General features: G+C 62.9%; 28 protein-coding genes. 14 read left to right on the top strand and 14 right to left on the bottom strand.

Annotated features, from left to right (window positions below; translation table 11 throughout):
* Positions 1 to 4 precede the first annotated feature (4 nt).
* The 3 genes from AK81_RS18745 to AK81_RS18735 form a co-directional block, all read right to left on the bottom strand.
* Entirely contained in the window at positions 5 to 952 is a 948-nt protein-coding gene (locus AK81_RS18745; RefSeq protein ID WP_043201231.1) for an ornithine cyclodeaminase family protein, read from the bottom strand.
* A complete protein-coding gene (locus AK81_RS18740; protein WP_043201229.1) occupies positions 949 to 1950 on the bottom strand; it encodes a threonine/serine dehydratase in 1002 nt (333 codons plus the stop codon). Before AK81_RS18740 ends, AK81_RS18745 begins: the two co-directional genes overlap by 4 nt.
* A 103-nt stretch (positions 1951 to 2053) precedes the next feature.
* Positions 2054 to 2659 (bottom strand): helix-turn-helix transcriptional regulator, encoded by a 606-nt coding sequence (locus AK81_RS18735; RefSeq protein ID WP_043201228.1) that lies wholly within the window; start codon positions 2657 to 2659, stop codon positions 2054 to 2056.
* Between the two features lie 239 nt (positions 2660 to 2898).
* On the opposite strand from AK81_RS18735, the gene AK81_RS18730 reads away from it, so the two are divergent.
* A complete protein-coding gene (locus AK81_RS18730; RefSeq protein ID WP_043201226.1) occupies positions 2899 to 3897 on the top strand; it encodes a DNA-binding protein in 999 nt (332 codons plus the stop codon).
* 129 nt (positions 3898 to 4026) lie between these two features.
* Here the strand turns inward: AK81_RS18730 and AK81_RS18725 are convergent, their stop codons facing one another.
* Both AK81_RS18725 and AK81_RS18720 read right to left on the bottom strand, forming a co-directional pair.
* Entirely contained in the window at positions 4027 to 4278 is a 252-nt protein-coding gene (locus AK81_RS18725) for a hypothetical protein (RefSeq protein WP_043201225.1), read from the bottom strand.
* 8 nt (positions 4279 to 4286) lie between these two features.
* A complete protein-coding gene (locus AK81_RS18720) occupies positions 4287 to 4787 on the bottom strand; it encodes a DUF4142 domain-containing protein (protein ID WP_043201224.1) in 501 nt (166 codons plus the stop codon).
* 151 nt (positions 4788 to 4938) lie between these two features.
* On the opposite strand from AK81_RS18720, the gene AK81_RS18715 reads away from it, so the two are divergent.
* Positions 4939 to 6498 carry a sensor domain-containing diguanylate cyclase gene (locus AK81_RS18715; RefSeq protein ID WP_043201223.1) on the top strand — a complete coding sequence of 520 codons (1560 nt, stop codon included), beginning with the start codon at positions 4939 to 4941 and terminating at the stop codon, positions 6496 to 6498.
* 352 nt (positions 6499 to 6850) lie between these two features.
* On the opposite strand, the gene AK81_RS18710 is transcribed toward AK81_RS18715, so the two are convergent.
* Together AK81_RS18710 and AK81_RS18705 are read right to left on the bottom strand one after the other, a co-directional pair.
* A complete protein-coding gene (locus tag AK81_RS18710; protein ID WP_043201222.1) occupies positions 6851 to 7360 on the bottom strand; it encodes a GNAT family N-acetyltransferase in 510 nt (169 codons plus the stop codon).
* 17 nt (positions 7361 to 7377) lie between these two features.
* Positions 7378 to 8091 carry an MgtC/SapB family protein gene (locus AK81_RS18705; RefSeq protein WP_043201219.1) on the bottom strand — a complete coding sequence of 238 codons (714 nt, stop codon included), beginning with the start codon at positions 8089 to 8091 and terminating at the stop codon, positions 7378 to 7380.
* Between the two features lie 398 nt (positions 8092 to 8489).
* On the opposite strand from AK81_RS18705, the gene AK81_RS18700 reads away from it, so the two are divergent.
* Entirely contained in the window at positions 8490 to 8957 is a 468-nt protein-coding gene (locus AK81_RS18700) for a sterol desaturase family protein (RefSeq protein WP_043201217.1), read from the top strand.
* A 118-nt stretch (positions 8958 to 9075) separates the two neighbouring features.
* On the opposite strand, the gene AK81_RS18695 is transcribed toward AK81_RS18700, so the two are convergent.
* The gene (locus AK81_RS18695) at positions 9076 to 9969 is read right to left on the bottom strand and encodes a bile acid:sodium symporter family protein (RefSeq protein ID WP_043201214.1); all 894 of its coding nucleotides are present in this window, start codon (positions 9967 to 9969) and stop codon (positions 9076 to 9078) included.
* Positions 9970 to 10153: 184 nt separating this feature from the next.
* On the opposite strand from AK81_RS18695, the gene AK81_RS18690 reads away from it, so the two are divergent.
* The 7 genes from AK81_RS18690 to AK81_RS18665 all read left to right on the top strand — a co-directional run bounded on the left by AK81_RS18690 (position 10154) and on the right by AK81_RS18665 (position 14697).
* Positions 10154 to 11014, top strand: a complete 861-nt coding sequence (locus AK81_RS18690) for a Dyp-type peroxidase (protein ID WP_043201211.1) — start codon at positions 10154 to 10156, stop codon at positions 11012 to 11014.
* An 89-nt stretch (positions 11015 to 11103) separates the two neighbouring features.
* Entirely contained in the window at positions 11104 to 12015 is a 912-nt protein-coding gene (locus tag AK81_RS18685) for an aldo/keto reductase (protein WP_043201209.1), read from the top strand.
* Positions 12016 to 12019: 4 nt separating this feature from the next.
* On the top strand, positions 12020 to 13303 hold the full coding sequence (locus AK81_RS18680) for an NTP/NDP exchange transporter (protein WP_043201207.1): 1284 nt from the start codon (positions 12020 to 12022) through the stop codon (positions 13301 to 13303).
* Between the two features lie 147 nt (positions 13304 to 13450).
* Positions 13451 to 13627, top strand: coding sequence for a general stress protein (locus AK81_RS18675; RefSeq protein ID WP_043201205.1), 177 nt, complete (start codon positions 13451 to 13453; stop codon positions 13625 to 13627).
* Between the two features lie 60 nt (positions 13628 to 13687).
* Positions 13688 to 13885, top strand: coding sequence for a hypothetical protein (locus AK81_RS18670; RefSeq protein ID WP_043201203.1), 198 nt, complete (start codon positions 13688 to 13690; stop codon positions 13883 to 13885).
* Between the two features lie 18 nt (positions 13886 to 13903).
* Positions 13904 to 14053: a hypothetical protein gene (locus tag AK81_RS29705; RefSeq protein ID WP_241496093.1), complete on the top strand. Its 150-nt coding sequence runs from the start codon at positions 13904 to 13906 to the stop codon at positions 14051 to 14053.
* Between the two features lie 56 nt (positions 14054 to 14109).
* Entirely contained in the window at positions 14110 to 14697 is a 588-nt protein-coding gene (locus AK81_RS18665) for a nucleosidase (RefSeq protein ID WP_043201201.1), read from the top strand.
* Positions 14698 to 14757: 60 nt separating this feature from the next.
* Here AK81_RS18665 and AK81_RS18660 read toward each other — a convergent pair whose 3' ends face one another.
* On the bottom strand, positions 14758 to 15174 hold the full coding sequence (locus AK81_RS18660; protein ID WP_043201199.1) for a hypothetical protein: 417 nt from the start codon (positions 15172 to 15174) through the stop codon (positions 14758 to 14760).
* Positions 15175 to 15400: 226 nt separating this feature from the next.
* Here AK81_RS18660 and AK81_RS18655 point away from each other — a divergent pair, with 226 nt between their 5' ends.
* From AK81_RS18655 to AK81_RS18645, 3 genes are all read left to right on the top strand, one after another.
* The gene (locus AK81_RS18655) at positions 15401 to 15775 is read left to right on the top strand and encodes a low affinity iron permease family protein (RefSeq protein WP_043201197.1); all 375 of its coding nucleotides are present in this window, start codon (positions 15401 to 15403) and stop codon (positions 15773 to 15775) included.
* A 22-nt stretch (positions 15776 to 15797) separates the two neighbouring features.
* Complete coding sequence (locus AK81_RS18650; RefSeq protein WP_043201195.1) at positions 15798 to 16349, top strand: ATP-dependent Clp protease proteolytic subunit; 552 nt, start codon at positions 15798 to 15800, stop codon at positions 16347 to 16349.
* A 184-nt stretch (positions 16350 to 16533) separates the two neighbouring features.
* Positions 16534 to 16803 (top strand): DUF6555 family protein, encoded by a 270-nt coding sequence (locus AK81_RS18645; RefSeq protein ID WP_043201297.1) that lies wholly within the window; start codon positions 16534 to 16536, stop codon positions 16801 to 16803.
* A 76-nt stretch (positions 16804 to 16879) separates the two neighbouring features.
* On the opposite strand, the gene AK81_RS30145 is transcribed toward AK81_RS18645, so the two are convergent.
* Positions 16880 to 17050: a hypothetical protein gene (locus AK81_RS30145; RefSeq protein WP_160325561.1), complete on the bottom strand. Its 171-nt coding sequence runs from the start codon at positions 17048 to 17050 to the stop codon at positions 16880 to 16882.
* Between the two features lie 91 nt (positions 17051 to 17141).
* Positions 17142 to 17756, bottom strand: a complete 615-nt coding sequence (locus AK81_RS18640) for a LuxR C-terminal-related transcriptional regulator (protein WP_043201295.1) — start codon at positions 17754 to 17756, stop codon at positions 17142 to 17144.
* 116 nt (positions 17757 to 17872) lie between these two features.
* Between AK81_RS18640 and AK81_RS18635 the strand changes: the two genes are divergently transcribed.
* On the top strand, positions 17873 to 19495 hold the full coding sequence (locus AK81_RS18635) for an ATP-binding response regulator (protein ID WP_043201194.1): 1623 nt from the start codon (positions 17873 to 17875) through the stop codon (positions 19493 to 19495).
* Positions 19496 to 19527: 32 nt separating this feature from the next.
* On the opposite strand, the gene AK81_RS18630 is transcribed toward AK81_RS18635, so the two are convergent.
* From AK81_RS18630 to AK81_RS18620, 3 genes are all read right to left on the bottom strand, one after another.
* Positions 19528 to 19827, bottom strand: a complete 300-nt coding sequence (locus AK81_RS18630; RefSeq protein WP_043201192.1) for a hypothetical protein — start codon at positions 19825 to 19827, stop codon at positions 19528 to 19530.
* 217 nt (positions 19828 to 20044) lie between these two features.
* Complete coding sequence (paaZ, locus tag AK81_RS18625) at positions 20045 to 22099, bottom strand: phenylacetic acid degradation bifunctional protein PaaZ (protein ID WP_043201188.1); 2055 nt, start codon at positions 22097 to 22099, stop codon at positions 20045 to 20047.
* A 39-nt stretch (positions 22100 to 22138) separates the two neighbouring features.
* Positions 22139 to 23371 carry an OprD family porin gene (locus AK81_RS18620; RefSeq protein WP_043201185.1) on the bottom strand — a complete coding sequence of 411 codons (1233 nt, stop codon included), beginning with the start codon at positions 23369 to 23371 and terminating at the stop codon, positions 22139 to 22141.
* Positions 23372 to 23378: the final 7 nt, after the last annotated feature.

Genomic DNA, 23378 nt, shown 5'->3' with positions numbered 1-23378 from the left:
GGCCTCAGGCGCTCAGTGCAGCCAGGGCGTAGCTTGCGACTTGCGCATCCTGCACTGCCACGCCGGTCAGGTCTGCCACGGTGATCTGGCCGTCGTGCTCGCGCCCTTTGGCGCGGCCGGCCAGCAACGCGCCCAACTCGATCAGCTGGTTGGCGTGTAGCTGACCGCTCTTGAGCGCGTGGGCCACTTCGCCGTACTGGCTGCACTGGGCGACCGAGTCGACGATGATGCGGTCTGCCCTGGCCACCAGTGCCGGGTCCAGCTCCTGCTTGCCGGGCGCATCGGCGCCGACGGCAGTGATATGCGTGCCCGGCTGGACCCACTCGCTGTGTAGCAGCGCCTGGCGGGAAGGGGTGGTGCAGACAATCAGGTTTGCAGCGCCCGCGACCTCTGCGGCATCCCGCGTGCTGCGAACCTCGAAGCCCAGTTCACGGGCAAATGTTGCATAGGCCGCAAGCCCGCTTTCATGCCGGCCCCAGACAATGACCTGGCGGCAATCGGTAACGGCGCGCAGCTGTTCAAGCTGCATCTGCGCCTGCATGCCGGTGCCGAGAATACCAATGGCCTTGACCTCGGCCGGTGCCAGCAGTCGGGCAGCGATACGCCCGGCCAGCGCGGTGCGCATGGCGGTCAGCCAGCCTTGGTCTTGCAGCAGCGCCAGGGGCTGCCCGGTGAGCGCAGACAGCACCAGCATCAGGCCATCGTTGCTCGGCAGGCCCTTGGAAGGGTTGTCATAAAAACCGGTTGAAAGCTTGACGGTGAAGGTAGGGCTGCCCTCGATGTACGCCGATTTCACGCAGCAGTCACCGTTCGCCCCTTCAAATGCGAAGCCCTGCACGGGCGGCACCTGCACCTTGCCTTCGGAGTAGGCGATGAAGCCTTCTTCCTGCAGGCTAACCGCCAGCTCCGGGTTGAAGCTGGCGACAATCTGCGCCTTGCTGAAGACCTTCATTGCACGGCCTCGAGGAACTTTTCCAGCACGATGTTACGGCCGCACAGGATTACAGCAACACGCTTGCCCCGGTAGCGCTCGGCAAGCTTTTGCATGCCGGCGACCGCAACCGCTGCAGCGCCTTCGATGATCCAGCGTTCATTGCTGGCGACATCGCGCATGGCAGCGCGGATTTCGTCTTCGCTGACCAGCACGGTATCGGTAATCAGTGCCTGGCACAGCGGCAAGGTGATGGCGCCGGGCTCGACGCCGCCAGCTGTGCCGTCCGACAGCGTTTCGCGGGCGTCCACCTCGACAATTTTGCCGGCCTTGAGTGATTGCTCCAGTGCAGGGTCATTCGCCGGCCAGCAGCCAATGATTTCGGTGCCCGGCTTGAGCACACGCAGGGCGGCGCCGATGCCGGCAATCATCCCGCCACCGCCGACGGCGACAAACACCGCGTCCAGGTCTGGTGCCTGCTCGAACAACTCCATGCCGATGGTGCCCTGGCCGGCAATGACTTGCAGGTCGTTGTAGGGGGACACGAACGGTACACCCTGAGCCTTGGCTTGCCGGGCTGCTTCCAGTTCTGCACTTAGCGGGTCCGTGGGCAGGCAAAGCACTTCGGCGCCCAGCGCGCGCATCGCCTCCAGTTTGTAGGGCGAGGCGGAAGTGGCGGTGTAGACAGTCACTGGCACGCCAGCCGTTTTACCGGCCAGTGCCAGTGCCTGCCCATGGTTGCCGGAAGAAGCAGCAATGACCCCATGCTTGCGCACCTCAATCGGCAGCAGGCGGATCTTGTTGCTGGCGCCGCGGAATTTGAACGAACCGGTGTGCTGCAGGTGTTCACATTTGAGCAAGACTTCACAGCCGGTCAATGCCGACAACCGGGCGCTGTAAGTGAGCGGTGTGATGCTGACGGCAGGGCGCAGCGCGCTGTGGGCTTCCTTGATGGATGCGTACAGCGCATCGAGGTAAAGGGCATCGGCAACGGTCGGTGAAGTCGTAGAGGCTGGCATGCTGTGCTCCATATGGAATATTTATCCACAGTAGAATAATTATCCATGGGAGACAAGTGCGCGAGCACAGCTGCTGGCAACCTCCTGTCGGACCAGCCCGCTGCTAGGCCTTCAGCTCTTTCAGGTATTTGTACACAGTGGCCCGGCCCATGCTCAGCACGTTGGCGACATAGTCAGCACCACTTCTGCCTTCGAACGCGCCTTCGGCGTGCAGTGCCTGCACCAGGCTGCGCTTGTCCTTCATCTGCAGCGTCTGCAGCGACAGGTTGCGCGCTTGCAGCCACGCATGGAGGAAGGTGTTGATACGTTCCTGCCAGTCGTTGCGGAACAACGCGTCAGGTTGCGGTACCAGCCGGCCCATCTGGAAGAACGCATCGAGCGCCACACGGGCTTGCTCCAGTACCGACACGTTCAGATTGATGCACATCAGGTGCTCGGCTTCGCCATCTGCGTTGCGCAGCACGGTACTGATGGAACGGACCTTCTGCCCATTCCAGTTGAGCTTCTCGTACGGGCCCAGGTTGGCGCCGTCAAGCACATCGCCCAATTCGTGATCGATTGCCGAATCGTCGCCCAGCTTGCGCTGGGAGAAGTTGTTGGCGATGTGCACGACTGTCTGGCTGCGCAGTTCGTGGACGATGACTTCAGCGTGCGGGTACAGCAGCAGGGCGATGCTGTCGGCGATTGCCTTGTAGTTTTCCAGGGTCATTTTCTGTCGGTGATCAGTGCTGGACGCCCATGGTGGCGGCAAAGCGTAACCGGCACAAGGTCGTGCGCCTGCAGCTTGCGTACGGTTGTCAGCGTCGAAAACAACACCCTTTTGCCTCTCACATGCGATAAGCCGTGATTATTCCATGTGAGGAAAGGTTTGCAGGGCTTGGGAGATTTCGTCATAATTAGTACGTAATTACATATTACATAACACAGTACAAAATCGTAGGAGCAAGCATGGCCCGGGGCGGTATCAACAAGGTGGTAGTGCAGCAGGCGCGTCAGGCGCTGATTGCCCGGGGCGAGAACCCCAGCATCGATGCCATACGTATCGAACTGGGTAATACCGGCTCCAAGACCACGATTCACCGCTACCTGAAGGAGCTGAACGGCCAGCAACCGGTGGCTTCCGAAGGCGGCGCCGCGCTTAGCGATGTCTTGAGCCGCCTGGTCGGCCAACTGGCAACCCAGCTGCAGGACGAGGCCGACCTCACGATCGAGCAGGCCGAGAGCACCTTCACTCAACAGCGCGAAACGCTTGAAGCGCAGCTGGAAATCGCCCAGCAGGCGCTGGCTGCAGCGCATCAGCAACACAAGATCGATGCAGCGGCATTGGCCGCCGAGACAGAAAAGCTGCTGTCCACACAAAGCACCCTGCAGGCCGAACAGCTACGCAGTGCCAGCCTCAACCAGTCGCTGGGTGAATTGCAGGTGCGCCTGGCTGACAAGGACGAACAGGTCAAGTCGCTGGAAGACAAGCACCGCCATGCCCGCGATGCCCTGGAGCACTATCGCAATGCCAGCCGTGAACAGCGTGAGCAGGAACAGCGCCGCCACGAAGCGCAGTTGCAGCAGATGCAGGTGGAAGTGCGCCAGTTGCAGCAGGGCATGATCGTCAAGCAGGACGAACTGACCCGCCTGCACCGCGATAACGAGCGCTTGCTGGGTGAGCACCGCCAGGCTGCCAGCGAGTGCCGGGCGCAGGACGAGTTGCTGGAACAACGCGATGCACAGATCCAGGGCTTGCGCACGATCCTCGCCCAGGCCCAAGGCGCCAGCGAGGAAATGCGCCGGCAGCTGGATGTGCAGGCGCAGAGCCTGGAAGACAGGCGGGACTTGTGCGCCGAACAAGCGCGGCAATTGCAGCGCTTTGAGGAGCAGCTAAAGGAACGTGATGAGGCCTTGACGCAGTGTCGGACGCAGTTGGCTGTATTGGCAGAAAATGAAGGCGGTTAGTGTAGGGGCGGCCTTGTGTCGCGATCGGGCCGCAAAGCGGCCCCACGGCATCTGCTCTAACGCATGAATTGCTGGGGCCGCTTTGCGACCCGATCGCGACACAAGGCCGCTCCTACAAAGGGCGAGGACTCAGGATTCGGCTTGTCGCGCCGCTTCGACACCTGCCGCCGACAGCTTGATGGGGTAGTGCACGCTGATCTGGTGGTCACTTCCCACCACCACGCTGCCGTCGTGGATCAAGCCGGCTTCCTGCAGCGTCTTTAGCACGCCGGCCACCGCCTTCTCGCCGCGGTAGTTATCCAGCACTTCCTTGCCCAAGCCTTCAGGGTGCGAATGCAGCAGGCGGGTAAGGACTTCGGTTTTCAATGCATCGTTACTCATTTCGAACCTCACTTGGCGTGTTTGGCCTGAAGCGCCTTGGCATGCTCCAGATGCTGTTCGAGTTTGGGCAGGGTTTCGCTGGCGAAGGCTTTCAGCTCGGCCTTGTCGGACGATGCCGCCTCTTTCTTGAACAGTTCCACTGCTTTTTCGTGAGCGTCGACCTGGTTGTTGAGGTACGACTTGTCGAATGATTCGTCACGCCATTCCAGGATCATTTTCTTGACCTTGTCGGTCATGGCCGCCTCATCCGGAACGGATATATCCAGCTTGCGGGCGATGTCGCCGAGTTTCTGGTTGGCCTGGGTGTGATCAGTGACCATTTGCTGGGCGAATGCCTTGATATCGGTATTCTGGCTTTTTTCCTTGGCCAGGTTGCCGGTGACCACTTCGGCAATGCCAGCCTCGGTGGCCGCATCGACGAAGTCATCGGAGCTCGCCGCCAGTGCGTGCACCGATGCCAGGCCCAACACCATGGAGAAACCAACGCGCTTGATGAAGAGATTGCTCATGCTTCACTCCTTAAACCGTGGCGCGACCTCAGTGTCGCGTACAGTTGAGGGTGAGGTTGGGGCAAAGGTTTAATCTTTTTCACCGCCGGTTTCTACCGTGCAGCGCTGAACTATAGTAAAAGCGGCGAACGCGGTATGGCCAGGGACTCCAATGTGCGCAGCCAGGAAACACGATGACGACGGACTTTTCGCGGTAACCGGCGAGGGCCGCGCCGTGGCGCTGTTTCGCCTGGTACTGGCGTTCATGCTGGTGGTGATGCTGGCGTTTGTACTGGTGGAAGGCTGGCGCATCTGGCGTGACTACCGAAACGCTTACAGCAATGCCGAGAACATGGTCAGCAACCTGGCCCGGGCCACGGCGCAGCATGCCGAGGATGCCATCCGCCAGGTCGACGCCATTACCGCTGCCCTGGCCGAGCGCCTGGAAGGCGACGGTTTCGACCACATCGACCGGCCGCGCCTGCATGCCTTGCTGGCGCAACAGAAAAGCATCATGCCGCAGTTGCACGGGTTGTTCGTTTACGGCCCGGACGGTAGCTGGATCGTCACTGATCAGGCGGCAATCCCGGCCAACGCCAATAACGCCGACCGCGACTACTTTACCTACCACCGCAACCACACCGACCGGGGCGTACGCATCGGTTCAGTGGTACGCAGCCGCTCGACCGGCGATCTGATCATTCCCATTTCCAGGCGCCTGGACCATCCCGATGGCAGCTTCGCCGGCGTATTGCTGGGCACCATCAAAGTGGAGTGGTTCGTGCGTTATTACGGCGACTTCAAGATCGACGAGCGCGGCGCACTGGTGCTGGCAAAACGTGACGGCACCATACTGGTACGGCGCCCGTTTGTGGCACAGGTGGTTGGCCGCAGCCTGGCCAACAGCGAGATCTTCCGCAACCACTTGCCGTATGCTGCAGAAGGGGTAGCCGAGGCAGTGGCGGTGATCGATGGTACACCGCGGCTGTATGGCTATCGCGCGTTGACCAGCTACCCGCTGGTAGTGGAGGCAGGCCTGTCGCGCGAGTCGATCGTCGCGCCCTGGCGGCATGATGCAATCAAATCAATGGCCGTCATGCTGCTGTTGCTGGTCGGGCTGGCAGCGTTTGGCGGCGTGGTGCTGCGCCAGTTGCGCGAGCGCATCGTTATCGAGCGGGCGCTGCTCCAGGCGCACCAGACGCTCAAGGCACTGGCCTTGACCGACAGCCTGACCGGGCTGGGCAACCGTCGGCGGCTGGATGCGGTATTCGAATCAGAGCTGCGCCGGGCACGCCGGCAGGGCTACCCGCTGGCGCTGGTGATGCTCGACCTGGACTACTTCAAAGCCTATAACGACCGCTACGGTCACCCGGCAGGCGACCAGTGCCTGCGGCGTTTTGCCGAGGTGCTGCAACAGGCCTTGAAACGGCCTGCCGACCTGGCTGTGCGTTATGGTGGTGAGGAATTTACCCTGTTGCTGCCCGATACCGATAGCCGCGGGGCTGAAGTGCTGGTGCAGGAGCTGCAGCAGCTGTTGCGCCGTCAGATGCTGGAACATGCGGGGAGCCCGTTGGGGCGGGTGTCGTTCAGTGCGGGGATCGCGGTGGGCGACCTGGCGCGGGAAGGGGTGACCACCGAGGCGCTGGTCGCGGCGGCAGATCGGGCGTTGTACCAGGCCAAACAGCAGGGGCGGGATGGGTATTGCGTGGCGGGGAGTGTGGTGCTGGCATAGCCGGGGCGCTTTTGCCTCCTCTGTGGGAGCAACTGTCTTGTTCAAACTCTAAGCGTTTGCGCGATCACTGTGGGAGCGGGCAGGCCCGCGAACACCGGCGAAGCCGGTACCATCCACCGCGCAGGATTCTTCGCGGGTGAACCCGCTCCCACAAGGACCGCCCAGGCTGCGGGCTTATGCAGTACCTGTGGGAGCGGCTTTAGCCGCGAATACCGGCGAAGCCGGTGCCATCCACCGCGCTGGGTTCTTCGCGGGCATGCCCGCTCCCACAGGGGCCGCGCAGGCTGCGGGATTATGCAGTACCTGTGGGAGCGGCCTTGCGTCGCGATGGGCTGCGAAGCAGCCCCAAAGGTTAAGGAGTAATGCGCAGGCGCATTGCACAACGCCCTTTCAGGCCGTGAGCGTGCTCGCTGGCAAGAATGCCCTGAAGCCGTTCGCCTAGCAGCCCCTCATCGATCACCTCAAACCCGAACCGTGCATAAAACGGCGCATTCCAGGGCACATCGCCAAAGGTCGTCAACGTCAGCTCGCGAACACCGGCGCAGCGCGCGGCATTTACTACATGCTGCAGCAATCGGCGCCCGACACCTTGCCCTTGGGCCTCCTGGCGCACGGATATCTCATGAAGGTGCAGTGCCTGCTCCTCAAGCCGGGCGCATGCAAATCCCACAATACGCCCAGCACGATCCTCAGCCACCCAGCTCCCACCTGCCTCGACGAAAGCCCTGTGTGCGGCGCAATCCATCACATCACCCTGCGCCAGCCAGGCCAGTGCCGGCCAGCCGACAAAAGCCTGGGCTGCCGAACGCTCGACGTCCGGCAGGGATTGAACATCGCGTTCAAGGGTAGGGCGGATAACCATGAAGCACTCCTGTCGTTCTAGTCCGCCGCCAATTCCTGCGACTGTAATTGCCAGCGCACCGAGCTTACACCTTTCTCCAGGCTTACCCGGCTGACCAGCCGCTCCAGTTGCGCCGGTGCCTGCGCGGTGCCCAACAGTTCGGCGCGCACTTCCAGGCGCGCCGGGCTGTCCAGGTCTTCGCTCTGCAGTGACTGCAAGCGCAGCTGCGGATCGCCCAGGCTATGCAGCATCAGGCTGCGCACCTGGATCTCGTCCTCGGCGCGGCAGACGATGCGCACTTCGAAGTGTTGTTCCACCTCGGTGGCCGGCAACACGTCCTGACGGTCCAGGCGCTGGGCGATGTCACGCAACAGGATATTGGCGCATAGCACCACCAGGCTACCCAGTGCCGCCTCCAGCAGCAGCCCCAGGCTGCACAGCACGCCGACCGCAGCCGTGCACCACAGCGTGGCCGCGGTGTTCAGGCCACGCACGTTGAAACCATCGCGCATGATCACACCGCCACCGAGAAAGCCGATGCCCGACACGACATAGGCGGCGACGCGTGACGCATCGGCAGGCGCCATGCCTGGTACCGCCTGGGTCATCAGCACGAACAGGCAGGCACCAGTACTCACCAGCGCATTGGTGCGCAGCCCGGTCAGGCGTTGGCGCAATTGCCGTTCGGCACCGATCAGTGCCCCCAGCAGCAGGGCAATGCTGACGCGCAGCAGAAATACTTTCCAATCCATAGCAAACCTCTTCCGCAGGCACACGCCTGCATGAACGCCATCAGTTGGCGCGGTTGAAAAACCAGAAAAATGCGCAGGACCACGAGGAGGGAGGGGAGATGCGGGGGTTACAAGAAACCACCGTCTTGCCAGAGCGGCCAGACAGTGCAGGACACTGCCGGGCTACCGCGCCACGCGGGCCTGTCGCAAGCGACTGGGGCTACTGTCCAAGGCAGGTCTCCTGTTCAGGAAGGCAAAATTGCGTCGCGGACCATACGCCGCGTGGCAGAGCAGGTCAAGGGCAAAAACATGACAATGGATTCATCCGTGAGTGGCCGGCAGCCGGTCACGCCCACATGGAAAAAAACCTGGGCAGCCGGTACCCTTGCGCCTCCCTTTGCCATCCACCGGACCGTTCCATGCTGTTCAATCTCGCCGTATTGTTCGGCACCCTGGTGGCCATGGAGGGCGTTGGCACGCTGGCTCACAAGTACATCATGCATGGCTGGGGCTGGTGGCTGCACCGCTCGCACCATGAGCCACACCTGGGCATGCTCGAAACCAACGACCTGTACCTGGTGGCCCTGGGGCTGGTCGCCACAGCGCTGGTCGCCTTGGGCAAGAGTGGTTATGCACCGTTGCAGTGGATTGGCGGCGGTGTGGCGGGGTACGGCATGTTGTATGTCGTGGCTCACGACGGGTTCTTTCACCGGCATTGGCCGCGCACGCCACGCCCGGTCAACCGCTACCTCAAGCGCCTGCACCGTGCGCACCAGTTGCACCACGCGGTGAAGGGGCGCACGGGGAGTGTGTCGTTCGGGTTTTTCTATGCGCCACCGTTGAAGACGTTGAAGCACCAGTTGCGCAGCAAGCGCAACCGGCAATGATTGGTCTGTACCTGACCTGTGGGAGCGGGCGTGCCCGCGAAGCAGCACACGCGATGGATGGCACCGGCTTTGCCGGTGTTCGCGGGCATGCCCGCTCCCACAGGTCACATGCTGGCGTTCAATGTGTGGTTTCAACTTCGGGCTGCGCGGCCACATGCCCGCGGCTCACCCACCAGCCAAACCCTGCCGCCGTGAAGAACATGATCAGGCTGTACAGCGCCGCCGGCACCGCCATGGTCGGGTTGTTCAGCAACGACGGGCTCAGCGCCAAGGCAATCGCCAGCGTGCCGTTGTGAATGCCGATTTCCATGCCGATGGCAATTGCCTGACGTTTGGGGATGTTCAACAGGCGCGGCACGCAGTAGCCCACGGCCAGGCTCAGCAGGTTGAACGACAGCGCAGCCAGGCCCACCACCGGTGCGTACTCGACCACGGTCTGCCAATCCTTGGCCAGTGCCAGGACAATGGTGAAGGCCAGAAACAGCACCGCCACCAGCTTCATCGGCTTCTGCATGCGTGCGGCAAAAGCGGGGGTGTAACGACGAATCAGCATACCCAGTGCGACCGGCAGCAGGACAATGGCAAATACCTGCAGCACCTTGGCAAACTGCAGCGGTATGGCCTGGTCCGAGGCCATGAACCAGCTCAGCGACAAGTTCACCAGTAATGGCATGGTCAGGATCGCGATCAGCGAATTGACGGCCGTCAGGGTGATGTTCAACGCTACATCGCCATGGGCCAGATGGCTGAACAGGTTGGCCGTGGTGCCGCCCGGCGAGGCAGCCAGCAGCATCAGCCCGACCGCCAGGGCCGACTCCAGGCCAAAACCGTTGGCGATCAGGAAGCACACCAGCGGCAGCAGCAAGATCTGGCAGGCCAGGCCCACCATCACCGGTTTGGGGTATTTCACCACGCGAGCGAAATCGGTCAGGGTCAGCGACAACCCCAGGCCGAGCATGATGATACCCAGCGCAAGCGGCAGGAAGGCGGTTAGCAGGGGCGAGGCGGTCATGGGAGGTCTCTCGGACGAAGGATCTCGAGGAGTGTAGGTCGACGTTGATTGATAGCTAATCGCAAAGGGCCAGCACTTGGTAACCATTTGTTACCAAGTGCAGCGAATGACGAGGCTGAATGCCGCGTTGCAGTAGGGCTGCAGGCGCAGTAGCATTCCGGCTTTTACCGAGGATTAGCCTGTCATGCCGTTCCAGAAAGGGCTGCTTGCCACCCCGGTGCCGGCCCATGCCCGTCACCTGTTTTTCACCCTGCAATCGCCCGAGGCGCTGCCTGCCGCTCTGGATGCCTTGCTGCCACTGGTCGATGGCGACCAGCTGATCCTGGGTATCGGTGCGCCGCTGGCCAAGGCCCTGGGCCGTGCAGTACCAGGCCTGCGCGCTTTCCCGCTGCTGGACGCCGCCGTAGAGAACCCAAGCACCCAGCACGCCCTGTGGCTGTGGCTGCGCGGTAACGAGCGCGGCGACCTGCTGCTGCGCGCCCAGGCCCTGGAGCACGCGCTGGCACCAGCCCTGCGCCTGACTGACAGCGTTGATGGCTTCCTGCACCGTGGCGGCCATGACTTGACCGGCTATGAAGATGGCACCGAGAACCCGGTGGACGAAGATGCCGTGCAGGCGGCCATTGCTGCCGATGGTTCCAGCTTTGCCGCGTTCCAGCTGTGGAAGCACGACCTGGAGTACTTCAAGTCGCTGCCCCAGGCTGACCAGGACAACATCATCGGCCGCCGCCTGAGCGACAACGAAGAGCTGGACGATGCGCCCGAGTCTGCACACGTCAAACGCACCGCGCAGGAAAGCTTCGAACCCGAGGCGTTCATGGTCCGTCGTTCGGTGGCCTGGGCAGATCAGCGTGGCGCCGGCCTGGCCTTCGTCGCCCTGGGCCACAGCTTCGATGCGTTCGAAGTACAGCTGCGACGCATGAGCGGCCTGGAGGACGGCATCATCGACGGCTTGTACCGCTTCAGCCGGCCACTGACCGGTGGCTACTACTGGTGCCCCCCGATGGGCGCGACGGGTGTTGACCTGAGCCTGCTGCTGGCCTGATCACTAAACATCCAGATACAGAAACACCTGCCGGCACGGGATAGAGCGGCTAGCCTTGAAAGTTTCCGATTCATGACGGGAGCTTTTCCATGTACGCACGTCGTGATGTCCTACGCGCAGGTGCCACACTGGGGTTGCTGGCTGCCGCCAGCCCCTGGCTGCATGCCGCCACCCCGGCGGGCTTGCTGACCCGCAAAATACCGTCCACCGGTGAAGCGTTGCCGGTGATCGGTGCAGGTACTTCCGGCAGTTTTGAAGTAGAAGCCGGCTCGGCCCAGTATCAGCAGCTCAAAGCGGTGCTCAAGGCGTTTTTCGAAGGAGGTGGCCGAGTGATCGACACCTCGCCCAACTACAGCGGTGCCGACAGCATTCTCGGCCAGTTGCTGGAAGAGGGCGGCTGGCACCGACAGTGCTTCATTGCCACCAAGATCGCCGCCGACAGCCGGGCCGACGCCGAAGCGCAATGGGCCGGCAGCCTGAAGAGCCTGCGCACCGACAAGGTCGACTTGCTGCAGATCCACAACCTGCGCGACTGGCAGACCCAACTGCCCTATGCCCGCGAGCTGAAGCAACAGGGCAAGACCCGCTATGTCGGCATCACCCATTACCTGAACAGTGGCCAAGACGAAGTCGCCCGTATCGTGCGCAGCGAGCCCCTGGACTTCATCCAGATCAACTATTCGGTCAATGCCCCCGACGCCGCTCGCGATCTACTGCCGCTGTGCCACGACAAGGGCGTTGCGGTGCTCATCAACCGGGCGTTCGACGATGGTCGCCTGTTCGCCAAGGTCAAGGACCTGCCGTTACCCGGCTGGGCCGCAGAGGCAAGCATTGGCAGTTGGGCGCAGCTGTTTCTCAAGTTCGCCATCAGCCACCCGGCAGTGACCACGGTCATCCCCGCCACTGGCCGGCCCGATCGCCAGCTCGACCAGCTCAAGGCCGGGCATGAACCCATGCTCACCCAGGCGCAGCAACAGGCGCTGATCAAGCAGTTTGCCTGACATCATGCCAGGCTGGCGGCGGCGTCTGGACCAAGGGCTGAACATTCAGCCCGGCGAGGGGCCGGCGGTAATCGCCGGCCTGCTGCTGTTCTACCTGCTGTTCACCGGCTACTTCATGCTGCGCCCGGTGCGCGAAACCATGGGTGTCGCCGGGGGTGTGGACAACCTGCAATGGCTGTTCACCGGCACCTTCATCGCCACACTGGCGTGCCTGCCGCTGTTCGGCTGGCTGGCGTCCAGGGTGCAACGCAGGCACATCCTGCCGTGGACCTACGGCTTCTTCACCAGCAACCTGCTGCTGTTTGCCTTGCTGTTTGCCGCCAACCCTGACGACTTGTGGACTGCCCGGGCTTTCTACATCTGGCTGTCGGTGTTCAATTTGCTAACGATCTCGCTGGCCTGGAGCGTGCTCGCCGACCTGTTTTCCACCGCGCAGGGCAAGCGGCTGTTCGGCCTGCTGGCAGCCGGGGCCAGCTTGGGCGGGCTTAGCGGCCCCATTCTCGGCACCTTGCTGGTGGCGCCGTTGGGCCATTCCGGGCTGCTGGTGCTGGCGGCGGCGTTTCTGCTGGGCAGCAGCGGTGCGGCCCTGTTCCTGCAACGCTGGCGAGTGCGCAACCCGCTACCAGAACAGGCCGAGCGCGCGGGTTCGCGGCCCTTGGGCGGCAACCCTTTTGCCGGCGCTACCGCCGTGTTGCGCTCTCCGTACCTGCTGGGCATTGCCCTGTTCGTGGTGTTGCTGGCCAGCGTCAGCACCTTCCTGTATTTCGAGCAGGCGCGCATCGTCAGTGAAACCTTCACCGATCGCACCCGGCAAACCCAGGTCTTCGGCCTGATCGACACGGTGGTGCAGGCCCTGGCCATCCTTACCCAGGTATTCCTCACCGGGCGCCTGGCCCGGCGCTTGGGCGTGGGGGTGTTGCTGGTGGCGGTGCCGCTAATAATGGCCGCAGGGTTCCTGTGGCTGGCACTGGCCCCGGTGTTCGCGGTATTTGTGGTGGTGATGGTGGTGCGCCGGGCCGGCGAGTACGCCTTGGTGCGGCCAGGGCGCGAGATGCTGTTCACCGTGCTGCCCGCCGAGGACAAGTACAAGGCCAAGAACTTCATCGATACGGTGGTCTACCGGGGTGGCGATGCCCTTAGCGGCTGGGTCAAGCGCGCGCTGGACGTGATGGGTGAGCACCCGCAACTGGCGATGCTGATCGGTGCGCTGATTGCCCTTGGCTGGGCAGCCACCGGTGGCTGGCTGGGCCGCCGCCAGGCCCATCTGGATAACCCGCCGCACGACTGACAGGCGCACCAAATATGGCGTTGCTGCTTATTTAACGCCACCGGTCCGAACCCTTCGCAATAAAACGAATCCCGCGATATCGCCGAACTCCCAACCTGTGTACGGCAGCTTGCCGTGCATTCCGAAGTCATACGAGGCTTGAACACCATGGCCACTAAAGACAACAGCCGTACCGGCAACCAACAAGGCAGCCAAGGCGGTAACAAGAACCCAGGCAACTTCGCCAATGATAAAGAAAAGGCTTCCGAAGCCGGACGCAAGGGCGGCCAGTCCTCTGGCAAAGACATGCCGCAAGACTCGGGCCGCAAGGGCGGCCGCTCGTAACTGACCGACGCGCAGTGCCGGGGCGACCTGGCACTGCAATCAGCCAAAAGGGGAGTACCCATGCGACTGACTCCACTGATCATCCTCATCGGCTCGCTGACCTTGGTCGGCGGCTGCTTTGACCGCGACAATGACCACCCGGGCAAGGATGCCGACCCCAGCAAGCCATCGCTGCAAATGCAGCAACCCGATTCCAAGCCGGCACCGCAGCCTGCGCCCGACCCGGAACCGATGCCGGGCCAGAAACCGAGCCAGTAAGCACACCAGGAGCACGGCGTGACGGCGATCTTCCTCCACGCCCGTCACCTGCTGCCCGACGGTACACATGCCGACCAGCAGTTGTATTGTCTGCCACAGATCACGGCGAACGGGCTCGGCAAGGTGCAGGCGCGCCAAGCTGTAGTGGCCGCCAGCGCTTGCAATTAGCCGGGGTTGGCCGACAATGGCCGCGCCCTTTGCAGCCACGCGGAAACACCTGCTCCATGATGCTGATCAAGCAATTCCCCGACATTTCCCTGGATGACACACTGTTTGTGTTCGCCCTCGAGGCCGAGGCCGGCGATGTATTCACCGAGGTGAACGCCGTTTTCACCGGTATTGGCAAGGTCAATGCGGCGATCGCCCTTACCAAAGCGATCGCAACGCGCAGGCCCAGGCTTATCGTCAACCTTGGCTCGGCTGGCAGCCAGCGCCATGGCAAGGGCGAGGTGGTGTGCTGCAACCGTTTCGTACAACGCGACATGGATGTGACACCACTGGGCTTCGCCCGTTACGAAACACCCTTGTCGGATATTCCGGTCGTACTGGAGCATGGGGCTGCAATCCCCGGCCTCGCCCTTGAAACCTGTGGCAGCGGCGACAGCTTCGAAATCAATCATGGCCACGCGCCTTATGACGTCGTCGACATGGAAGCCTATGTACTGGCGCTGATCGCGCGCAGCGAAGGCATCCCGTTCGTGTGCCTGAAGTACATTTCAGATGATGCAGGCAGCGATGCCGCCGGGGATTGGGCGGTGCAGGTGCACCTGGCGGCCGAGGCGTTCAAGCGGGTGCTGTTCAGCCAGGCCTGACCGCCGGGAGTGCCTGTTGCCTTTGCCCGCAAGGGCCGACAAAGGCACAGGTTCGCAGACTCAATGGGTCTGCCAGACCCCGTTGTTACGCTCGCAGTCGGTTCGTGCCTGCCCAAGGCTAGGGGTGTCGTAGTAGTAGGTGATCACTCGCGCCTCTTCGGGCAAAGCCGGCTTGTCGCCACCGACGGCTTTGGGATTGGCCAGCGCTTCCTGCGTCAAGGGCGCGATACAGCTGCCAACGCTGCCATCCGCACAGCGCGCCACCTTGCTTTTCTCGCTGTTGAGCATGTCCTTGCTCTCGTTGCTACACGACCAGTTGATCGCTTCGGCAGGCAGATTGCTGTAGCTGTAGCAGGTGTGTCGGTCCACCGGCGTTATCGCATCGCTGGAGGAGCGGGTCAGCACATTACAAGCTTCGGCCAAGGCTTGGCCGCTGGCCAGGCTGGCAACCATCAACATCAGGACAGAAAAGCGCATTTGCCACCTCCAGGGCACAGGGCCCTCGTCAGGTCCGGGCGAGGTTTGCAGGCTGTAGAAGGAGCCATTGATCTCGTGCCATCCTCTTTTCCGGTTCTGATTAGGTCGACTGGTGAAGACCGGCCAGGGTTCAGCGCGCTTGACCAACGGGAAAGACTGATGCCGGGTTGAACTTTGCGGCGCTGGGCGTTTCCACCGCATACCCGCTTTGTGGAAGGGTGCCAGTATGAAGTTCGACCGTTTCGCCCACTGGCTGGCCAATCGGGCCGGCCGCCCGCTAAGCTTCGCTATCGCCTGCCTGTTGATCCTGACCTGGGCCGTGACCGGCCCGCTGTTTGACTACAACGACACCTGGCAGCTGGTGATCAACACTTCGACCACCATCATCACGTTCCTGATGGTATTCCTGATCCAGAACACCCAGAACCGCGACAACGACGAACTGCACATCAAGATCGACGAACTGCTGCGCACCACGCGCCGGGCGCACAAGGCGCTGCTGGACCTGGAAGACATGGACCCGGCCGAACTGCATGCCCTGCGCAAGCAGTACCGTCAGATGGCCGGGCAGGGTGACGATCCACAGCAGAACAAGGAGTGACCTGCCAACCCCGGAGGCGAGCATGGCCAGACATATCATTCACTTCACCGGGCCGATCAATTCGTCGACCTGTGGCAACCTGATCAACACCTGCTCGCGGGCGTTGCAACAGGGCGCCGAGACCCTGCAACTGAACATCGCCACCATGGGCGGCGAGTGCAGTTATGGCTTTACCCTGTACAACTTCCTGCGATCGTTGCCGGTAGCGGTCCATACCCACAACCTGGGCACGGTGGAGTCCATGGGCAATATCCTGTTCCTGGCCGGGGAGCGACGCACGGCGTGCAGCTTCAGCAAGTTCCTGTTCCACCCGTTTCACTGGACCTTGCATGGCTCGGTGGACCATGCGCGGATGGCCGAGTACGCGATGAGCCTGGATTACGATCTGGAGTTGTATGCGCAGATTGTTGCCGAACGGACCGAGGGGGCAGCGCAGGTGCTGGATGTGCCGCGATACCTGATGGCCCACCCGCGGATTCTGAGCCCAAGCGAGGCCCTGGAGAACGGAATGATTCATGCCATTGACGAGATGCCGATCGAGGCAGAGGCGGTTCAGTGGAGCGTGCACGCCTAGGGGTTGCCTGTACCTGCCTCTTCGCGGGTAAACCCGCTCCCACAGGGCCGCCGAATCCCTGAGCTGGCCTGCTTTAGCACCCTGTAATGCCCGCTGATGCCAATTGTTCGACAAAATTTTGAATCTTCTGGCCGTGGCCCGATCAATCAGGAAGTCATCCATGGAGAAGAGGAGGCCCCCTGCGATGCCTAGCCCACAGCTTTACATCATCGATTACCAACTGCATGGCCAACCGCGCAGTTTCATTATTCGCCTTGAGCGCCTGGACAATGCCGAGGCCTGGCATTGGGCAAGTTGCGATGCGGGCATCGGCATCATTCCCAAGTTCGGGCGTGAGAAGATCAGGAAGATCAGCCGGCCAATGGCCGAGCGCTACGGGATAACCGCCGTGAGCTGGCGGATTTCGGGGAGCAAGCCGAACCAGTCGGTGGGAGACCCGGCGGCGATGGTGTAATACCCCGCCCAGCCTGGATCAAAGCCCTGTGGGAGCGGGGCTCCCGCTGCCACAGGGTGCGTAGGTAGACGCTTTGTCAGGCGCCGGACTCCGGGTCACTGGCCGGGACGCCGGGGCGATTTTCCTCGTCATCCGTCACATCGGGGTCGGCATCGGGTTCATCTACCCGGTCATTGCGGCGCTCGGGCTCAAGCTCCGGCCAGTCATCCTGCACATTGCCGCCGCCCATTTGCAGTAAGTAATCCATCGCGCAATCCTCGTGTCTGATCCTCATGGATTAAGAGCGACACGCGTGCCTCATAAGTCCTTTGAGTGCGGGCACTCGCTGACCAATGGTGTCAGCTACCCGTGTATTTCACCGCAGCCGCCGTACGCGAACTGACCCCAAGCACCTTGAGCAGCGACGAAACATGAATGCGCACGGTAAACGGCGATATATCCAGGGCCTTGGCAATTTCCTTGTTGGTTTTGCCCTGGGCAATCAACCGCAATACTTCTTGCTGACGGTGGGTAAGCTGCTCCACTGCACAGTCGCCAGCGAGGTTGGGCAGCAAGCCTGAGGGCGCATACCTGACCAGCACCTCGCCATTGCGAATGGCGAGGATTGCAGCACCGATCTCGTCTGCGGCGATGCTTTTGCCAATAAACCCATCGACCCCCGTTGCCATCACCTGCTCGACAATGGCGGGGTCGTCGACCATCGACACGATGATCAGCGTGGTGCGTCGAAACTGCTGACGCAAACGCGCAAGGCACTGGATGTCCACCAGCCCAGGGAAACGCAGGTCGAGGATCAGGGTATCAGGTACCTCCCCGCAATCACCCAAGGCCATCACTTCATCCAGGTTGCCGGCCTCTTCTATGCAGGCAGCCGCAACCACGCGCTTTACGGTGCGCGCCAGGGCTTCCCTGAACAGCGGATGGTCATCCGCCACGATGATGCGACACGTCACGCCTGGCAACTCCCTGTAGCCGTGGGTGTAGAAGACCATGCTAATTTAGCAGCCTCGGATAAAGGGTGCTGCCCACGGATGGCAGCAATGCGACCCCGTGCACAGGGAGGCTGGCCATGGACCTGGACAAGAACAACGAACTCGATCAAGCCAACCTGCGCGTGATCGTCGCCTGCTGTGCGCTGGTCTACATGACCGTGCTGGGCTTTCTGCCGGGCAACTCGCCTGCGCCTTACCTGCCGGTCATCTACTACATCGTCGCCTTTGTGCTGGTGTCCATCGGTTTGCGCCAGGCCATCGCCCGTTGGCCCGGGAATTACCCTTGGCGGCGTGTGCTGGGCATGGTGCATGACTACACCGGTACCTGCTTCGGCCTGGTGGTCGGCGGCGAGGCGGCACTGCCGATTTACGCGGTGATGGTATGGGTGAACCTGGGCAACGGCATGCGTTTCGGCTCGCGCTACCTGGCGATTGCCACGGTGCTGGCGCTGGCGGCGTTGCTGGTGGTGTACCAGATCACACCTTACTGGCAGGCCAACCCGTTCATGGTGTTGATGCTGCTGACCACCAGCACGGTCATCCCGGTGTATGCGCACCTGCTGCTGGAGCGTACGCGCAAGGCCTCGGAGCAGGCCGCGGCGGCCAACCGCGAGAAATCCCGCTTCCTGGCCCAGGCCAGCCACGACCTGCGCCAACCTATTCATTCCATCGGCCTGTTCACGGCCTGCCTGCGCGAGGCGCAGCTGGGCGAAGAGGAGCGGCGACTGGTGGACAGCATCGACCGCTCGCTGCTCAACGTTTCGCAGCTGTTCCGCTCGATTCTCGACCTGTACACCCTGGACAACGGGCGCGTGCAACCGCGCAGCGAAACGTTTGCCCTGGCTGGTTTTCTGACTGACCTGGTGCGCCAGAACACCGAGGCCGCCCGCTGGGCAGGGGTGGAGATACGCTTGCGGCCCTGCGCGTACTGGACGTGCACCGACCGCGGCATGCTGACGACCATGGTGCAGAACGTACTGTCCAACTGCTTCAAGTATGCGGCGCATCGCCCGCTGCTGCTGGCGGTACGGCGCTGCGGCGAAGGCCTTGCCATCGTCGTTTATGACCAGGGGCGGGGCATAGACGAAGCGCATCAGCGGCTGGTGTTCGAAGAGTTCTACCGGGTGCGCCAGGTGCGCGACAACGATGTCGAGGGTGTGGGCCTGGGTTTGTCGATTGTGCGGCGGTTGGGGCTTCTGATGGGCCTGAACGTAAAGCTGCGTTCGCGGCCAGGCCACGGCACGGCGGTCAGCGTGCAAGGCTTGCCGCGCCTGGCCGCTCAGCCAGCCCTGGTTGTGGGCGAGCGCTCGCCGGCTGCGGCCGGCCTGCTTGGCGGCTTGCGGGTGTGCCTGGTGGAAGACGACCACAATGTGCTGCAGGCGACCTCGGCGCTGCTGCAGCGCTGGGGTTGCGAGGTGGAGGCGCACAGTTCGCCTGCTGGTTTGAGCAGTGATTGTGAAGTGATCGTTGCCGATTATGACTTGGGGCAGGAGGCAACCGGGGTCGACTGCATTGACAGGTTGCGGGCCCAGCGCGGCTGGGACGTACCCGCGTTGATCATGACCGGCCATGACCCGGAGAAGATTCAGGCAGTGGTGCATGAGCGCAATATCGCCGTGCTTTCCAAACCGGTACGCCCAGCTGAACTGCGTGCGGCCCTGCGCGCTTTGCGCGAGGAACCTGCGGCGCCGGCCCTTTAGACCGGCGCAAGGGCGCAGGGGCTGTGCGTGGGTTATTGCAGGATGACCGCCTGGCCTTCCTTCATGCAGGACGGCGTGGGCTCGTACAGGCCCATGCCGGCCACCGCGACGATGCCACCGCTGGGCATCTGGCACTCGTACCGGCCTTTGGCGGTGGTGGCGGTGTAGTAGGTGATGGTGCTGTCACTGCGCACGTCGGCGACGTTCGAAACCTTGGTGTTGAGTATGAACTCGGTGCGCTGCTTGAGCGTGTCTTCGGAGGGCTTGATGGTCTGGCAGCCGGCGACGCCGGCCAGGAGGGCGGCACTGAGGACGAGCTTGAGGGCGTGCATGATGGGGCTTCCTTGGCGTTGTTATCGCTGGACTATAACGCCGAGGGGCGGGGTGGGCGATTAGGGCAGATGTACGAGGTGGCCCTTGGCCTTTATGTACACCTTGCCGGCCCTTTCGCGGGCTTGCCCGCTCCCACAGGGGCTGCACAGCCTTCATTGCATGCACAATACCTGTGGGAGCGGGCGCGCCCGCGAAGAGGCCAGTAGCATCAGTACATTAATTTGGCTGCTTCAATACCAAAGTCAAAATGTCATAGCTGGCCACCAGCTCACCCAGCTGGTTGGTCACCTCCACATCCCACGCCACCACACCCTGCGGCTGCCCCAGCGGGCTGGTCTTGCCCTGGTCGATCTTGCGCTTGCAGGTCAGGCGCGCCTGAATGGTATCGCCGATGCCCACCGGGTTGATGAAACGCAGGGTGTCCAGGCCATAGTTGGCCAGTACCGGCCCTGCGCCCGGCGACACGAACAGGCCAGCCGCCGCCGATAGCACGAAGTAGCCATGGGCAATGCGTTTACCGAACTGCGACTCCTTGGCGGCGATTTCGTCGAAGTGCATGTAGAAGTGGTCACCCGACAGGCAGCCGAAGTTGACCAGGTCCGCTTCGGTCACGGTGCGGCGGTGGGTGAGCAGCGATTCACCGATGCGCAGTTGCTCGAAGTAGCGCCGGAACGGGTGCACTTCGGTCTCGATCACTTCAGCACCGCGCACGTATTCGCCAGTCACTGCCGTAAGCATGCTTGGCGAGCCCTGTACGGCGGCGCGTTGCAGGTAGTGTTTGACCGCGCGCAAGCCTCCCAGCTCTTCACCGCCACCAGCCCGGCCCGGGCCGCCATGCTTGAGCTGCGGCAGCGGCGAGCCGTGGCCGGTGGATTCCTTGGCGGCTTCGCTGTCGAGTACCAGCAGGCGGCCATGCCAGGCAGCGGCCACCGGGATGGCCTTGGCAGCGATGCTGCGGTCGGCGGTGACCAGGGTTGCCACCAGGCTGCCTTTGCCTCGGGCGGCCAGCGCCAGGGCTTCGTCGAGATCGTCATAGGCCATCAGCGTGCTGACGGGGCCGAACGCTTCGATATCGTGGGCGCCGCCTTCGGCATGCGGGTCGCGGGCCTGCAGCAGGGTCGGGGCAAAGAATGCGCCCTCGGCCACGCCCTCGCCACGCGGAGCAAAGCCATCGCTGGCGCCGAACAGCTGGTCACAGCTCTGTAGCAGGCTGCGCACCCGCTCGGCCACGTCGCGTTGCTGATCGTGAGAGGCCAGGGCGCCCATGCGCACGCCTTCCAGCGACGGGTCACCAACCACCACCTTGCTCAGCCGCTCGCGCAAGCTCGTGGCAACGGCGTCGATGTGCTTGGCCGGCACGATGGCGCGGCGGATGGCGGTGCATTTCTGCCCGGCCTTGGTGGTCATTTCACGCACCACCTCCTTGATGTACAGGTCGAACTCTTCGCTGTCTGGCGTGACGTCCGGGCCGAGGATGGCGCAGTTCAGCGAGTCGGCTTCGGCGGTGAACGGTACCGAATTACGTATCAGGTTAGGGGTGACGCGCAATTTGGCAGCGGTATCGGCGGAACCGGTGAAAGTCACTACGTCCTGGCCTTGCAGGCGGTCGAGCAGGTCGCCGGTGCTACCGATCACCAGTTGCAGGCTGCCCTCTGGCAGCAAGCCGGAGGCGTTCATCAGGCGTACCACGGCTTCGGTCAGATAGCTGGTGGACGTTGCCGGTTTGACGATGCACGGCATGCCCGCCAGGAAGGTCGGCGCGAACTTTTCCAGCATGCCCCAGATGGGGAAGTTGAAGGCGTTGATGTGCACCGCCACCCCTGCGCGCGGCACCAGGATGTGGCTGCCGGCGAAGTGACCTTGCTTGCCCAGCGCAATGGCCGGGCCCTCGTGCACCAGGTTGCCCGACGGCAGCTCGCGGCTGCCGATGCCGGCATAGGCGAACAACGTGGCGTTGCCGCCTTCGATGTCGATCCAGCTGTCGGCGCGGGTGGCGCCGCTATGGTGCGACAGGGCGTACAGCTGTTCCTTGCGCTCGGCCAGGTACAGGGCCAGCGCTTTAAGGCGTGCAGCGCGTTGCTGGAAGTCCATGGCCATCAGGCTGGCCAGGCCGCGAGCACGGGCGAAGTCCACGGCTTCGGCGAAGTCCGGGCGCTCTTCGTGGCTGTAGGCCAGTACGTGGCCGTCGAGGGCGCTGCGCAGGGCCTGGGCGCCGTGCTGGCCGAGCCAGCGGCCGGCGATGAAGCTTTGCAGGGTAGGGGCGGCAGACATGCTGTTCTCCATGCTGTTCAAATGTAGGGGGGGGCGCTGTTACCACAGCGCCAGGGTGTAGCCGATGATCAGGCGGTTTTCGTCCACGGCATTGGTCAGGCCATTGCCGGAACGGAAGGTGACGTTGCGCCAGCGCAGGCTGACGTCCTTGAACGGGCCGCTCTGGATGACGTAGGTGAGGTCGGTGTCGCGTTCGCGCTCGCGGCCATTGCTGACGGTGGCGGTTTCGGCGTGGCGGCCGTCGGTGTAGCGGGTCATGAAGCTCAGGCCGGGGATGCCCATGGCGACAAAGTCGTAGTCATAGCGCACTTGCCAGGAGTCCAGCCCGGCGCGGGTGAAGGTGTTGTAGGTCACCAGGTTGACGGTGAACGGGTCGCCGCCGTTGACGAACGGGAAGGCACTGTCGCCCGACATCTGTTGCCAGGTGGCCGTGAATTTGTGCGCCCGCACGCCGAGGGTGAACATGGCGTTGAAGTTGCGGTTGTCGATGTTGCCGGCACGTTCGGCGCCGTCGTTGCGGCTGTCGAAGTAGCGCAGGTCGCTGCGCAGGCTCACGCCTTCGCTCAAGGGGCGGGTATCGATCAGGCCGACAAACTGCTGGCGATAGATGTCCTCGAGCTTGGCGTAGTAGTAGCTGACGCTGGTTTGCGGGGTAATGGCGTAGCTGCCACCGCCGAAGTCCAGGTGGTCGCTGGTAGCGGCGCCGTAGCCGATATCGTCGCGGCCCGAAGAATCGCGCAGGTTGGCCTTGGTCAGGCGGCCGGCGTTGAAGGTTAGGCCATTCACATCCTGGCTGGTCAGCAGGCCGCCCTGGAAGGTGGACGCCAGCAGGCGGGTGTCGTTGTAGACCACCACCGGCAGGATCGGTTGCAGCGTGCCCAGGCGCAGGGTGCTCTTGGACACTCGAACCTTGCCGGTCAGGCCCAGTTCGCTGTAGTCATCGACCGGTTCGTGGCTGTTCGGGCCGAAAGGCAGCAGCCCGGTATTGCGGCGGTCGCGGCTGGAGTCGAGCTTGATGCCCAACTGGCCCATGGCGTCGACGCCAAAGCCGACCGGGCCCTCCGTGAAGCCCGATTCCAGCTTGGCGGTAAAACCCTGGCCCCATTCCTCTGCCTTGGCCTGCGGGGCGTTGCTCTGGCGGAAGTCGCGGTTGATGTAGTGGTTGCGCAGCTCCAGGCGTGCGTGGCTGTCGCCGATGAAGTCGGCCATCGCCGGCACTGGCAACGCGAGGGTGGCCAGGCAGGCAGCTGACATGAAGTGTGTGCGGTTCATTGTTGTT

It is taken from the genome of Pseudomonas putida W15Oct28, from assembly GCF_000708715.2.
Classification (GTDB): domain Bacteria; phylum Pseudomonadota; class Gammaproteobacteria; order Pseudomonadales; family Pseudomonadaceae; genus Aquipseudomonas; species Aquipseudomonas putida_R.
The sequence above is the reverse complement of the archived record's forward strand: the minus strand, read 5'-3'. Positions and strand labels throughout refer to the sequence as shown.